Source organism: Limnohabitans sp. TEGF003 (assembly GCF_055395455.1).
Map to the genome: position 1 here is coordinate 855,396 of NZ_AP029225.1, position 13,923 is coordinate 869,318.

Consider the following 13,923-nt stretch of genomic DNA (forward strand, 5'->3'; position numbering starts at 1 on the left):
GTTGAATTGAGCACAGCGCAAACCGAGCGCAACAGTTTGCGCGTGATGGGTCTGGCGGGTTTCGCCAGCATGGCCTCGATGCGCCTGTGCGACCCGATGCTGGTGGTGCTGGGTCAGGAGTTTCAGGTCACGACGGGTGAGGCTTCCCGTGTGGTTTCGGCCTTTGCCGTGGCTTATGGCGTGCTGCAATTGTTTTACGGCCCGCTGGGCGACCGTTTTGGCAAGTTGCGCGTCATTTCCTTGGCGGTGCTCGCTTGCGCCGTGTTCAGTGCCGTCACCAGCATGGCCTCAGACCTGACCTTGCTGGTGGTCATGCGCGGCTTCATGGGGGCAGCAGCCGCGGGCATCATCCCCTTGTCCATGGCCTGGATCGGGGATCAGGTGGCCTATGACCGCAGACAAGAAACCCTGGCCAAACTCATGGGTTACACCGTGAGCGGCATGATGGCCGGGCTGTGGTTTGGTGGCTTTGCGGCGGAGCATCTGGGCTGGCGAGCGGCGTTTGCGGTGGTGTCCGCACTCTTCACCTTGGCGGCGTTCATGTTGTGGCGCAAGTTGCGCAGTGCCTCAACCCAAGCAGCAGCCTCAGGCGCGACCAGTTTCGTTGCGTACTTTGCCAACACCTTCCAGATGTTGCGTGTGGCGCGTGTTCGACAGGTGCTTACCGTGACAGCGATCGAAGGCGCATTGGTCTTCGGCGCCATGGCCTTCATTCCGACACATTTGCACCAGCAATTTGACATGAGTGTGGTCTTGGCTGGCTCGGTCATGATGCTGTACGGTGTGGGTGGCTTGCTCTACAGCCAATTGGCTCGCCGTTGGTTAGGCTGGTTGGGCGGCGAACGCGGTCTGGTCAGAACCGGTGTAGCCTGCATTGCACTGGGTTTGTTCACGCTGGGCTGGGCGCACCAGCCGGTTCTGGGCATGTTGGCTTGTTTGGCCACAGGTTTTGGTTTTTACATGTTGCACAACACCCTGCAGGTTCAGGCCACCCAAATGGCTCCGGCATCCCGTGGCACGGCGGTCACTTTGTTTGCTTGTCTGCTTTTCTTTGGGCAGTCAAGCGGTGTGCTGCTGATGGCCGAAAGCGTTGACCACGGCTGGCTGCCTTACGCCTTCAGTCTGGCTGCCGCGGGTGTGGCTGTGCTGGGGTTTTTTGTGCACCGCTTGGTGGGGCGGCACTGATCCCAATCAGTCAGGTCCCCTGCATCTTGGGGCGATAAGATGGCGGCCTCGTTTGCTGGAACTTTTTCATGACCGACCGTTACGCCGTCATCGGCAACCCCATTGAGCAGAGCAAGTCGCCGCTCATTCACACCGCTTTTGCTCAGGTGACGGGCCAAGACATCGAATACACCAAACTGCTGGCCCCATTGGGTGGATTTGCGGCGGTGGTTGACACGTTTCGTGCATCCGGAGGCCGGGGCATGAATGTGACCGCTCCTTTCAAGCTCGATGCCTTTGCCTATGCGACCGATCTGGCACCCAGTGCGCAGATGGCTGGCGCTGTGAATGCCATGAAGTTCGAGGGTGACAAGGTGTATGCCGAAAACTTTGACGGTGTCGGCTTGGTGCGCGATCTGGTGCACAACCTGAACTGTCCTGTGCAAGGGCGTCGGGTGTTGATTTTGGGTGCAGGCGGCGCCACACGCGGTGCTTTGTTGCCCCTTCTGGTCGAACAACCAGCCGAGTTGGTGATCGTCAATCGCACCGTTGCTAAAGCTCAGGAGTTGGTCGAATTGGCCCGCAAACACCAAAGCGGTTCGGTGCCGGTTCGGGGCATCGGTTATACCGATCTGAGCGATCAAAGTTTCGACCTGGTGTTGAATGCCACTTCAGCCAGTCTGGCGGCTCAATTGCCGCCTTTGTGGGCCTCGGTTTTTGCGCCGGGCTGTCTGGCTTATGACCTGACCTATGGCAAAGGCCTCACGCCTTTCCTGCAGCTGGCCAAACAGGCCGATGTGACGCGCTTGGCCGATGGCGTGGGCATGCTGGCCGAGCAAGCCGCCGAGGCGTTTGCATGGTGGCGTGGCGTGCGCCCAGACACCCGCAATGTGATCGAACAGCTCACGGTGCCCCTCATCTGATCTTTTATGCCCCGTATCCAGTTCTCCCTTCCTGAGCGCTTTGTCTTTGCCACGGACATCCAGATTTACATCAGCCACGTCAACCAGGGTGGGCACCTGGACAACGCGCAGCTGCTGACACTCGTGTCCGAAGCCCGTGTGCGGTTTTTCAAATCACTGGGTTACACCGAGGGCAATGTGGCGGGTCATCCCATTGTGGTGGGTGACATGGTGGCGCAGTACAAGTCTGAAGGCTTTCATGGCGAGACCATGCGGGTGAGCATGGTGCCGCAAGACCCCAATAAATACGGTTTTGACCTGGTCTACCGCATGGAGTGTCTGGACACTGGCCGCGAGGTGGCGCGCGGCAAAATTGGCATCGTGTTTGTGGACCGGCAGACGCGCACCGTGGCGCTGGTCCCTGAAGCGTTTTGGCACAAGGTGGCCGAACTGAAGGCCCTCTGAGCCCATGCGGCTGCCGCACATCCACACCAACCGTTGCACCGGCTGCGGCTGGTGTGTGGCGGCGTGTCCACCACGTGTGCTGAGCCTGCAGGTGCAGGCCTGGCGAAAGCGGTCGGTCTTGCACGCGCCAGAGGCCTGCACCGGTTGCAGCCTGTGCGAGCGGCGTTGCCCCTTCGGTGTGATCAACATGGTCAAAACCTCCTCCGCGCCCACAAGGGATGGGTCTGAGGACCCAAGGCTTGGGCCGTGACTTGAGGCGATCTATACTCGTCAAATGAACCAATTGGTACATTCCGATAAAAATCTGACGGCCGACACAGATTCGGCCAAAGAAACCGGTCGCACCAACGACCCGGCCCGCACCATGGCCGAGATCCTGGCCGTGGCCACACACGAGTTTGCCGACAAGGGACTGACGGGGGCGCGCATCGACGCCATAGCGGCGGCCACGCGCACCAGCAAGCGCATGATCTATTACTACTTCGGCAGCAAGGACGGGCTGTACCTGGCGGTGCTCGAAGAAGCCTACCGGCGCATGCGCGCCATCGAGTCCGATCTGCACCTGGACGACTTGCCGCCGATGGATGCCTTGAAGAAGCTGGTGGAGTTCACCTACGACCACCACCGGGACAACGAGGATTTCATCCGGCTGGTGATGAACGAGAACATCCAGCGCGGGGACTATCTGCGCAAAAGCCAGAGCATTCAACAGTTGAACACGAACGCCATCGCCTCGGTCAAGGCGGTGTATGACCGGGGTGTGGCGCAGGGCGTGTTCAGGTCAGGGCTGGACCCGGTGGACATCCACTCGGCGATTTCGGCCTTCACATTCTTCAATGTGTCCAACCGCCACACCTTTGGCCTGATTTTTCAGGACCGTGCCAGTCAGGACAAAGCCACCACCCTCAAGCGCGTGCATGTGGTCGAGTTGATCCAGCGTTTTGTCAGCCATTCCATTTCGGCATAACTGGTAGCGATCGCAAGCATTTGGCTATGAGGGTAATTACTGATCATGAAAAACTAACCAGTTCGTACATTATCAGCAGTCCTATTTGGGAGATGTGTGGTGGTTCAAAAATTCATTGACGGGTTTTGCCAAGTGCTGAGCGTGGTCATTGCGGCTTGTCTGGCCGTGATGGTGGTGCTGGTGTTTGGCAACGTGGTCATGCGCTACGGTTTCAACTCGGGCATCACCTTGTCCGAAGAGTTGTCGCGCTGGTTGTTTGTCTGGATGACGTTCATGGGTGCGGTCATTGCCCTCAAGGAGCATGGCCACCTGGGCACCGACATGCTGGTGGGCAAACTCGGTCCAGCGGGTAAAAAGTTCTGCTTGGCCCTGTCCTACCTGGCCATGTTGTTCATTTGCTGGCTGCTGTTCAGCGGTGCTTACCAGCAAACCGTGATCAACCTGGACAGCACCAGCGCGGTGATGGAAGTGTCCATGGCCTGGATTTATGCCCCCGGTGTGGTGTTTGCGGTGCTGGGCGGCTTGATCTTGTTGACCGAGTTGTTTCGCTTGCTCACCGGGCAAATGCGAGACGAAGACCTGGTCATGATCCAGGAATCCGAAGAGTCGCCGCATGGCGCAGACAAAGCCTGAGCGCGCGGGGACGGACATGACGATTGCCATTTTTGTTTTCTCATTGATCGGTGCCATGGCCATTGGCATCCCGATCGCGTTTTCTTTGCTGATCTGCGGTGTGGCCCTGATGTGGCATCTGGACATGTTCGATGCCCAGATCCTGGCGCAGAACCTGCTCGAAGGCTCCAACAGCTTCCCATTGCTGGCGGTGCCGTTCTTCATGCTGGCTGGTGAAATCATGAATGCGGGCGGTCTGTCGCGCCGCATCGTCAACTTTGCCATGGCCTGCGTTGGGCACATCAAAGGCGGTCTGGGTTATGTGACCATCATGGCGGCTGTGATCATGGCGGCCTTGTCGGGCTCTGCCGTGGCCGATGCGGCGGCGCTGTCGGCTTTACTCTTGCCCATGATGGTGGCTGCCGGCCATGACCGGGCCCGTTCAGCTGGCCTGATCGCTTCGGCCGGCATCATCGCCCCGGTGATCCCACCCAGCATCGGCTTTGTGATCTTTGGCGTGGCGGGCAATGTGTCCATCTCCAAGCTGTTCATGGCCGGTATCGTGCCCGGCATCCTGCTGGGTGCGTCGCTGTGGATCACCTGGTGGTGGCTGGCGCGGCGCGAGGTGGTGCAAGTGCCGCCCCGCAAATCCATGGGCGAGATCCTGGTGGCCATGCGCGAGGCCACCTGGGCCTTGGTGTTGCCTTTGATCGTGGTGTTCGGTCTCAAGTTCGGCGTTTTCACACCCACCGAAGCTGCGGTGGTGGCGGCGGTGTACGCGCTGTTCATCTCCACCTTCATCTACCGCGAACTGGGTCTGAAAGATCTGTACCCCTTGTTTGTGAATTCGGCCAAGACCAGTGCGATCGTGATGTTTCTGGTGGCTGCGGCCATGGTCTCGGCCTGGCTGATCACGGTGGCCAATTTGCCTGCGCAGTTGATCGAGCTGTTGCAGCCTTTGCTGGACAGCCCACGCTTGCTGATGCTGACCATCATGGTCATCACCATGGTGGTGGGCACCGCGCTTGACATGACACCGACCATCCTGCTCTTGACGCCTGTGCTCATGCCTGTGGTCAAGGCCGCTGGCATTGACCCGGTTTACTTCGGCGTGTTGTTCATCATCAACAATGCGATTGGTCTGATCACACCCCCCGTGGGCACGGTGCTCAATGCGGTGGCGGGTGTCGGCAAAATCAGCATGGACGAAGTCACGCGCGGCGTGATGCCGTTCATGATCGCCCAATTCATCATCATGTTCGCCATGGTGGCGTTCCCGGCCTTGGTCATGGTGCCAGCCCGTTGGTTCTATTGATTCCTGGTTTGGTTGTCTGATCGGGTACGCCTGACGACCAACCCCTTGATGCACAGCGTACGTCCTTCAATTTTTTTCTGGAGACATCTCATGAAACGTGTATTCATCCAATCCTTGATCGCCACCGTGGCCTTGGCCGCCATGGGCGTGGCATCGGCCCAAGACAAAACCATCAAGTTCGCTAACCAGAACGCAGCCGGTCACCCCATCGTGTTGGGCATGGAAAAGTTCAAGGAAATCGTGGAGAAGAACTCCGGCGGCAAGATCAAGGTCAACGTGTTCCCCGGTGGCACTTTGGGCAGTGACCAGGCCAACGTTTCCGCCATTCAGGGCGGAACCTTGGAGATGGCGTCGATGAACTCGGGCATCTTCGCTTCGCAAGTCAAGGAATTCGCAATTTTTGACTTCCCCTTCATGTTCGGCTCTGGCAAAGAAGCTGACGCGGCCGTCGACGGCGCGTTTGGCAAGAAGCTGCACGCCAAGCTGGAAGACAAGGGCATCATTGGCCTGGGCTTTTACGAGCTGGGTTTCCGCAACATCACCAACAGCAAGCGCGCCATCAACAAGGTGGAGGACCTGGAAGGCCTGAAACTGCGCGTGATCCCCAATCCGATCAACGTGGACTGGGTCAAGGCCCTGGGCGCCAACCCCACACCACTGCCATTCCCCGAGCTGTATGCCGCTTTGGAACAAAAAGCTGTTGACGGCCAGGAAAACCCGGTGGCCACCATCAACGGTGCCAAGCTGTACGAAGTGCAAAAGCACCTGGCCTTGACCGGCCACCAGTACAACCCCCAGTCGGTCATCATCAGCAAGAGGTTCTGGGAAAAGTTGTCGGCTGCCGAGAAAAAAATCGTGGCCGATGCCGTGACCGAGTCGGCCAAATTCCAGCGTGAAAAAGCCCGTGCCTTGGAAGCCAGCATCCTCGACAACCTGAAGAAAAACGGCATGCAGGTGACCCAGTTGCCAGAAGCTGAAATGGCCAAGCTGCGCGACAAGATGCGCCCTGTGACTGCCAAATACGGCGTGACCGTGGGCCAAGACCTGGTCAAGGAGCTGCAAGCCGAAATTGAAAAGGTGCGTACAGCGGCTGCTGCGCCTGCCAAGAAGTCAGGCAAGTAATTGCCCGCGAAGGCTTCGCCGCGTGTGCGGCGGGGCCATCTTTTTTTACCTGAAGGATTTGTCATGAAAGTCTTGATGCTGCACGGCGTGAACCACAACATGTTCGGCAAACGCGACCCCCAGCAATACGGCACCATCACCCTCGATGAAATCAATGCCAGCCTGCACAAGCTGGGCCAAGAGCTGGGCGCTGTGGTCGAGTGCTACCAGACCAACCACGAAGGCGACATGTGCGAGCGCATTCACCAGGCCTACTTTGACAACGTCGATGCCGTGCTGATCAACGCGGGTGCCTGGACCCACTACAGCTACGCCATTCGCGATGCGCTGGCGGTGCTGACCTGCCCAGTCGTGGAGTTGCACATGTCCAACATCCATGCCCGTGAAGAATTCCGTCACAAGTCGGTGTTTGCCGAGATCGTCAAAGGCCAGATCTGTGGCTTTGGCGCCGACAGTTATTTGCTGGCCTTGCGCGCTGGCGTTTCTGCGGCCAAAGCCGCTTGATTGCTCCGATCCCCCATCGCCCATTCCATGATCAACGGCCACACCGAACTCATCGCCCACATCGGCTACCCCACGCACACCTTCAAGTCGCCGATGATCTACAACCCCTACTTTGAAGAGGCGGGCATCAACGCGGTCGTCGTGCCCATGGGCTGCCAAAGTGCGCACTACCCTGCGTTCCTGAAGTCGGTGTTCACGCTGGAAAACATCCGTGGCGCGCTGATCACCATGCCGCACAAGGTCAGCACGGTGGGCCTGCTCGACGAGGTGACCGCCACGGTGCGCGTGGCCGGTGCCTGCAACGCGGTCAAGCGCTTGCCCGATGGTCGCCTGGTGGGCGACATGTTTGATGGTGCAGGCTTTGTGCGGGGCGTGCAGCGCAAGGGCTTTGATGTGACCGGCAAGCGCGTGCTGGTGGTGGGCACCGGTGGCGTGGGCTGCGCCATTGCTGCCTCGCTGGCTGGCGCAGGCATTGCCGCCATCAGCTTGTTCGATGTGAACACGGCGGGCTGCGAAGCATTGGCCCAACGCCTGAAAGACAACTACCCCCGAATTGACGTGCGCACGGGATCGAGCGATCCGGCCGGTCACGATCTGGTCGTCAACGCCACCCCCATGGGCATGAACGATGGCGACCCGTTGCCGATGGATGTGTCGCGCCTGTCGCCTGACACCTTTGTGGGCGAAGTCGTGATGAAAGCCGAAACCACCGCATTTTTGGCGGCGGCGCAGGCACGCGGCTGCCGCACGCAGGTGGGCACCGACATGCTGTACGAACAAATCCCGGCCTATCTGGAATATTTCGGCTTGCCGACGACCACCGCCGATGTGTTGCGACGCGTGGCGCGGTTGAGTTATTGAGCCCTGACCCTTCGAACCGAGCGTCTGACTGGAGCCTTGAGATGACCCTGAACAAAGTGGACCGCGAAGCCGTCCCCGACATGCCCAACCGTCTGGGCATTGCCGGCATTGAATTCATCGAATACGCCACCAGCCGCCCGCAGGCGCTGGGGCAGGTGCTCGAGAACATGGGCTTTCGCCCAGTGGCCCGCCACCGCTCGCGAGAGGTCACTTTGTACCGCCAGGGCACGATGAACCTGGTGGTGAACGCCAACCCTGATGACGCCCGCGTGAGCGCCACGGTGGATGGTCAGCCTGTGATGTCGGCCGTGGCGTTTCGGGTGCAGGATGCCCTGAAAGCGCACACCCGTTGCCTGGACTTGGGGGCCTGGAGCGTGGGCAGCCACGCGCAGGCCATGGAGCTGCACATTCCCGCCATCCATGGCCCCGGTGGCAGTCGCTTTTACTTTGTGGACCGCTGGCAAGAATTTTCCATCTACGACATCGACTTCAAACCCATCCCCACGGTGGACCCAAATCCACCTGCGCTGGCAGGCATGAGTTATTTCGGTGTGGTGCAGTACATCGGTGCGTCCCGCAGTGCCGACTGGCAAACCTATTACGAACACATGTTCGACTTCAGCGCCATACCTGACGAGGAACGCTTTGGTATCCTGCCCAAGGGGAAGCTGATGAAAAGCCCCTGCGGCACATTCCTGTGGCAACTGATCGAGCCCGAGCCCTGGATGGACGGTGACGACAGCCCCGAGTGCCTGCAGCGCATCGGTTTTGGCGTGCCCGATGTGGGGCAGGCCGTGATGGCGCTGAAAGCCCGTGGTGTGGAATTTGTCGAGTCGACCCAATTGCATCCCGAAGATCGGGGTGCCTTGACCCGCGCGGCACTGGGCTCTGTAGCCTTTGAACTTGTTCACCAATGAGCCGGGAGCTGCCATGAACTTGCTCGACGGCTACGGCATGGACACCATCACCATGGCCGGCACCCTGGAGGCCAAGCTGGCCGCCATGAAAGGGGCAGGTTTTTCGCAGGTGATGCTGATGGCTCGCGATTTGGTCACGCACCCTGGTGGCGTACAGGCCGCCGTAGCGGCGGTTCAGGCCAGCGGCATGCGACCCACTGGCTTTCAGGTACTGCGTGATTTTGAAGGCTTGTCGGGTCACCTGCACAGCTACAAACTCGACATCGCCAAAGCCATGCTCGAGATGTGCGCAGCCACGGGCAGCAAAGTCTTGCTGGCTTGTTCGTCCACTTCGCGCCACGCCACGCAAGACCTCGATGCCATTGCCGCCGACCTGAAAAAACTTGCCATGCTGGCCGTGCCTTTGGGCATCAAGGTGGCCTACGAAGCCTTGTCCTGGGGACGCACGGTCAACGAGTTTACGACCAGCTGGGATGTGGTGTGCCGCGCCGATTGTCCCAATCTGGGCATCGGCATCGATTCCTTCCACATCTTTGCCGCCAAGACCTCTTTGGACGCCATCGAAGAGCTCGACCCGTCCAAAATCTTTCTGGTGCAACTGTCGGACTTCATGTGGCAGGAAACGCCCACCTTTGAAGAGCGCATGACCACGGCCCGCACTTTCCGAGTTTTCCCGGGCGAGGGCGTGCACAGCGAGCAGCTGGCCGATCTGGTGTTGCGGTTGGACCGCATTGGCTACCGGGGTGACTACAGCTTCGAGGTTTTCAACGACGACTACCAGCAGCTGCCGCTGGAGACCGTGGCTGAGCGCGCTCGGCGCAGCGCCATTTGGTTGCACCAGGACGTGCTGCACAAATCGGCGCCTTTGCCGCAGTGGACCTTTCGGCCAGTCTGAACTGTCGATGGTGCCTGTGCTGACAATGTGAATGTTGCCCGTGGGCGAGTCACAGTCAGACCATGGCAGCTTTCAGCACACGAGCGTAGTTGCCAATGCACACTTTTTGAATGTCGGTGTCACTCAGTCCAGTGTCTGACAGCAGGTTGGCGACCAGTCTCAATTCACGGTAATAGTTCACAACACCATTGGAGCCTACGCCTTCAATATCGGTGCCAAAGCAAACGTGGTCTGCGCCCAATTCTTTGACCATTTTTGCGATGCCCTCCGCATAGGTTTTGAAGCGTTTTGCAGGATCTAATGCAATCGGGTATTCAGGGTATTGGGCTCGGCCACCTTCGCTGATACCCAGTGACCACAATCCGATAACCCCCCCTTTGTCGGTGATTTTTTTGGCGTTACTCATGGCCAGTCGGCGTGCCAAAACCCCAAATTTATCGTCGTAGCGTCCTTGTGTCATGGAGACCCAACCGTGTGACCAGATCACAGGTTTTTGGGAAATTTCCAAAGCTTGCTCCACACTGATGGCATCGCTGTGGGCCAGATCAATCAGGATCCCCAATCTGTTGCATTCTGCGACCAATGACTTGCCCAAAGCCGTCAGTCCGCCAAAGCGTGGCGCGATGGTTTGCAGATCGCCCACAGGATTGCGGATGTAATGCACCAGCTGCAAATGGCGCAAACCTATGGCATGAGCCTTGGCCAGATCCTCCAGCTTGCCTTCCAGAAAGTCTGCGCCCTCGGATGACAACACCACAAAAGTCTTGCCTTTCACGGCCTCATCCACATCGGATGCGGATGTGACATGGGGAGTTTTTTTGTCCGACAGATATGTCTTAATTTCACGAATTTTCTTATTGAACTCGAAAGCCAGCTGGCCATTGCCAGGTTCGGCTCTTTGCTCAATACCGGATGGCGTCGATTTCAACCAGGGACCATCCGGCACCACACACCAGGCCATCAAGCCCAGTTGAGCCTCCTGTGCTTGCTCTAGAAAATCGGAACGCGTTACGGTTCTTTGTACCAAGCCAAGATGCGAATGTACGTCGGCCTGTTGATTCATCAGCCAAACTGAGCCAGTGTTCACGTTGAATATTGAGCCACTGGTTTTAGGGAAGTTTTGTTCAGTTGGTTGTGGATAAGTCTAGCTGCTCGGTGCCCTGGGCTTCTCCTTTCTGGGCTTTGGCCCGCTGAGGTTTGGTGGGAACGGCGGCGGCCGTTGAGTTCTTGAACCGCCAGCTTTCATTGCCTGTCTCCACGATGTGGCAGTGGTGCGTCAGACGGTCCAGCAGCGCCGTGGTCATCTTGGCATCGCCAAACACGTTGCTCCATTCCGAGAAGTTCAGGTTGGTCGTGATGACCACGCTGGTGCGCTCGTAGAGCTTGGAGAGCAAGTGAAACAGCAGTGCCCCGCCGGACTGGGTGAATGGCAGGTAGCCCATCTCGTCTAGGATCACCATGTCCACGTACATCAGCCGATAGGCCAGTTGACCGGTTTTGTTTTGCGCTTTCTCCAGCTCCAGAGCGTTGACCAGTTCCACCGTGGAGAAGAATCGAACCCGCTTGCCATGAGCACGGATGGCTTGGACGCCCAGACTGGTGGCCAGGTGGGTTTTGCCCGTGCCCGGGCCACCCACCAACACCACGTTGTGCGCCGAATTCACAAACTCCAGGCTGTGGAGCTTTTGGACCAAGGCCTCGTCCACATGGGCCTGCGTGAAGTCAAAGCCCAACAAATCCCGGTGCGCCGGGAATCGGGCCACACGCATTTGATAGGCCATGGAGCGCACCTCGCGTTGCGCCTTCTCGGCCTTGATCAATTGCATCAGCACCGTTTCGTGGTCCAGCGACTTGATGCGGGCCGTGCCTTGAACTTCCGGCCAGGCACTGGCCATGCCGTGCAAGCCCAGCTCCTTGAAGTCAGCAATCAGATCAAGCATGGCTGACCTCCTGTCCGCTCATCTGCTGACTTCGCAGCCGGTCATACCGGTCCACATTGGCCTGTGACGGCCTGCTCAGGTTCAGGTGGGTGTGCACCGGCTCGTTGCTTCGGGTTTGTTCCTTCAGCCGCGAGAGCACGTTCAGCACATGCTCGGCGCTGACCCGCCCGGACTGCAAGGCCAGCTCAGCGGCCACCAGCACAGCTTCCAGCCCGTGCAAGGTCACCGCGTTGAGCACCTGCGCCATGACCCGATCTCCACCGGGGTGCCGCAGCAACTGATCCTGCAACTGCCGTAATGGCTCGGGCATCGTCCTGAACGGTGCTCCATTGCGCAAAGCGCCGGGCTTGCGCTCGATCAGCGCGATGTAGTGCGTCCAGTCATAAATGGTCTGGTCCCGCTCAAAGCAGCGCTTGAGCCGGATGAACTCCCCCTCCGGCGAGACCACCATCAAATGGTCGTGATACACCCGCACACTCACCATCGCGTTGACCCATTCGCAGGGCACGCTGTAACGGTTACGCTGGAAACTGATCAGCGATGTGGAAGACACCCGCGCCGGGTGCTCGATGTACCCATCAAATGGCCGGGGATTAGGCATCAGCCGCAGCCGCTTGTCTTGGTACACATCGGCAATGCTCATCTGAGTCCATTCGGGATGCTGCAAATGCTCCCAGGCGTCGACACAGGCTTTGTGCAGCCAGGCGTTGAGTTCTTCGAGCGAGTTCCAGCGCCGCTCACTGGCCTCGCGCCAGATGCCCCGTCGCCGGTCCTGCACGTTCTTCTCAACGATGCCTTTCTCCCAACCCGATGCCCGGTTGCAGAACTCAGGATCAAACAGGTAGTGGCCCGTCATCGTTTCAAAGCGGGCGTTGACGATGCGCTTCTTGCCTTCGCCCACCTTGTCCACCGCCGTCTTCATGTTGTCGTAGATGCCGCGCTTGGTGATGCCGCCAAACACAGCAAACGCCCGGGCATGGGCCTCAAACAACATCTCGTGCGCCTGGTTGTAATAGGCCGACAGCACAAACGCCCGGCTGGCCGCCAGTTTGGTGTGCGCCACCTCCAGGCGCCTGCGCAAACCGCCAATGACCGCGTACTCGGTGCTCCAGTCAAACTGGAACGCCTCGCCCATGTCAAAGTGCATCGGCACAAAACCCTGCCCCTTGGCCGCCAAGTCCTGCTCTTTGCGCCAGCGCAGGGCAAAGGTGTACACCGGCCCGCGCCTGCCCGGATAGCCCAGCGCCCGCAGCCCTTCAAACAATGCCTTGGTGCCCCGGCGCTCGCGTTTGTTGCGATGACTGTCGGACTTCAGCCACTGCGCCAGCACCTCCTCAAATGGCTCCAAAATCCCCGGACCTGATGCCCGCTTCGGATAACGGGGCTCCACCATCTCGGGCTGATCCAGCCACTTCTTGGCCGTATTGCGAGAAATCCCCAGCCGGTTGCTGGCCTCGCGAATGGATATGCCGTCCCTCAAGACAAGACGGCGCAATTTGCTCAATGTACTCACGTTGATCACTCCGGACCACCCTGCCCAAAAAATCAGCAGGGTAGCCCTCAACGTGGCTCAGTTTTCAGCGTGTAAACCTCGGAAATTGGCTCAATTTTGGTTGTGATTCAACAGTCGGGTGGTTCAAACCAATCTGGCCGGCGCGATCATGCTGGACATCCAGCGTTCACAGCGCACCCTCAGCCCTCTGGCGGACTTCATCGCTCCGGCCGATCGGGCTTCGTTTCTGAACTTCCACCAGGAAGTTCTGAGCGGCAAGTGCCGTCGCTATTGCGAAGTGACCCTATGTGCCACCGCACACCGCGCCGAGATGGTGGTGCGAATCGATGCCACGCTCGATGAAATGGGCGACGAGTGCAGGCTGGTGATGATCGATGTGACCGAAGAGAAAAAAATCGCAGCCCAGGAACTGGCCTTGGAGCGTCAGCAGCAAGAGCGCTTGGCCAGACAACCCTTCATGCTGTGGTTCAAGGACCCGCAGGGACGCTTGGTCTCCGCCAATGCGAGTTTGCTGCAAGACTGGCAGCACTTTGCGCAGGACGCGGCACTGGAAAAAATTGATGTCCAGAGCATGCCGATGACCTTCTTCCATCCTTCCGTGCCTGGTTTGATGGCGGAGGCGACCAAGTCCACCTGAGTCAGCTGGCGGCGTGGGCCGCAGGCCTCAACACCCGGGCGATGGGGTGTCTGGTGGCTTTACCGTGAAAAAGAACCAAGGCTGTTTCGGCCAATTTGTATCCGTGGGC

The 13,923-nt window shown here is 58.9% G+C and carries 16 protein-coding genes; 13 read left to right on the forward strand and 3 right to left on the reverse strand.

Going from position 1 to position 13,923, the window contains the following annotated elements; all coding sequences use genetic code 11:
- Positions 1-6: 6 nt before the first annotated feature.
- The 12 genes from ACZ5RT_RS04140 to ACZ5RT_RS04195 all read left to right on the forward strand — a co-directional run bounded on the left by ACZ5RT_RS04140 (position 7) and on the right by ACZ5RT_RS04195 (position 9,724).
- Complete coding sequence (locus tag ACZ5RT_RS04140; RefSeq protein WP_464453605.1) at positions 7-1,185, forward strand: MFS transporter; 1,179 nt, start codon at positions 7-9, stop codon at positions 1,183-1,185.
- A gap of 68 nt (positions 1,186-1,253) precedes the next feature.
- Entirely contained in the window at positions 1,254-2,087 is an 834-nt protein-coding gene (aroE, locus tag ACZ5RT_RS04145) for a shikimate dehydrogenase (RefSeq protein WP_464453606.1), read from the forward strand.
- A 6-nt stretch (positions 2,088-2,093) separates the two neighbouring features.
- Positions 2,094-2,531, forward strand: a complete 438-nt coding sequence (locus tag ACZ5RT_RS04150) for an acyl-CoA thioesterase (protein WP_108426736.1) — start codon at positions 2,094-2,096, stop codon at positions 2,529-2,531.
- 4 nt (positions 2,532-2,535) lie between these two features.
- A complete protein-coding gene (locus ACZ5RT_RS04155) occupies positions 2,536-2,781 on the forward strand; it encodes an ATP-binding protein (RefSeq protein WP_464453607.1) in 246 nt (81 codons plus the stop codon).
- Between the two features lie 24 nt (positions 2,782-2,805).
- Positions 2,806-3,498: a TetR/AcrR family transcriptional regulator gene (locus tag ACZ5RT_RS04160; protein ID WP_464453608.1), complete on the forward strand. Its 693-nt coding sequence runs from the start codon at positions 2,806-2,808 to the stop codon at positions 3,496-3,498.
- Positions 3,499-3,597: 99 nt separating this feature from the next.
- Positions 3,598-4,131 carry a TRAP transporter small permease gene (locus ACZ5RT_RS04165; RefSeq protein ID WP_464453609.1) on the forward strand — a complete coding sequence of 178 codons (534 nt, stop codon included), beginning with the start codon at positions 3,598-3,600 and terminating at the stop codon, positions 4,129-4,131.
- A 16-nt stretch (positions 4,132-4,147) separates the two neighbouring features.
- Positions 4,148-5,425 carry a TRAP transporter large permease subunit gene (locus ACZ5RT_RS04170; RefSeq protein ID WP_291927983.1) on the forward strand — a complete coding sequence of 426 codons (1,278 nt, stop codon included), beginning with the start codon at positions 4,148-4,150 and terminating at the stop codon, positions 5,423-5,425.
- Between the two features lie 90 nt (positions 5,426-5,515).
- Positions 5,516-6,547: a TRAP transporter substrate-binding protein gene (locus ACZ5RT_RS04175; protein ID WP_108426732.1), complete on the forward strand. Its 1,032-nt coding sequence runs from the start codon at positions 5,516-5,518 to the stop codon at positions 6,545-6,547.
- Between the two features lie 63 nt (positions 6,548-6,610).
- Entirely contained in the window at positions 6,611-7,051 is a 441-nt protein-coding gene (aroQ, locus tag ACZ5RT_RS04180; RefSeq protein ID WP_291927906.1) for a type II 3-dehydroquinate dehydratase, read from the forward strand.
- Between the two features lie 27 nt (positions 7,052-7,078).
- Positions 7,079-7,912, forward strand: coding sequence for a shikimate dehydrogenase family protein (locus ACZ5RT_RS04185; RefSeq protein WP_464453610.1), 834 nt, complete (start codon positions 7,079-7,081; stop codon positions 7,910-7,912).
- A 41-nt stretch (positions 7,913-7,953) separates the two neighbouring features.
- Positions 7,954-8,829, forward strand: coding sequence for a 4-hydroxyphenylpyruvate dioxygenase (locus tag ACZ5RT_RS04190; RefSeq protein WP_291927911.1), 876 nt, complete (start codon positions 7,954-7,956; stop codon positions 8,827-8,829).
- A 13-nt stretch (positions 8,830-8,842) separates the two neighbouring features.
- Positions 8,843-9,724 carry a sugar phosphate isomerase/epimerase family protein gene (locus ACZ5RT_RS04195; protein ID WP_464453611.1) on the forward strand — a complete coding sequence of 294 codons (882 nt, stop codon included), beginning with the start codon at positions 8,843-8,845 and terminating at the stop codon, positions 9,722-9,724.
- A 55-nt stretch (positions 9,725-9,779) separates the two neighbouring features.
- On the opposite strand, the gene ACZ5RT_RS04200 is transcribed toward ACZ5RT_RS04195, so the two are convergent.
- The 3 genes from ACZ5RT_RS04200 to istA all read right to left on the reverse strand — a co-directional run bounded on the left by ACZ5RT_RS04200 (position 9,780) and on the right by istA (position 13,177).
- A complete protein-coding gene (locus ACZ5RT_RS04200; RefSeq protein WP_464453612.1) occupies positions 9,780-10,787 on the reverse strand; it encodes a dipeptidase in 1,008 nt (335 codons plus the stop codon).
- Between the two features lie 61 nt (positions 10,788-10,848).
- Positions 10,849-11,664 (reverse strand): IS21-like element helper ATPase IstB, encoded by an 816-nt coding sequence (gene istB, locus ACZ5RT_RS04205; RefSeq protein ID WP_464453613.1) that lies wholly within the window; start codon positions 11,662-11,664, stop codon positions 10,849-10,851.
- Positions 11,657-13,177 (reverse strand): IS21 family transposase, encoded by a 1,521-nt coding sequence (gene istA, locus ACZ5RT_RS04210; RefSeq protein WP_464453614.1) that lies wholly within the window; start codon positions 13,175-13,177, stop codon positions 11,657-11,659. Before istA ends, istB begins: the two co-directional genes overlap by 8 nt.
- A 118-nt stretch (positions 13,178-13,295) precedes the next feature.
- Between istA and ACZ5RT_RS04215 the strand changes: the two genes are divergently transcribed.
- Positions 13,296-13,814, forward strand: coding sequence for a hypothetical protein (locus ACZ5RT_RS04215; protein WP_464453615.1), 519 nt, complete (start codon positions 13,296-13,298; stop codon positions 13,812-13,814).
- Positions 13,815-13,923: the final 109 nt, after the last annotated feature.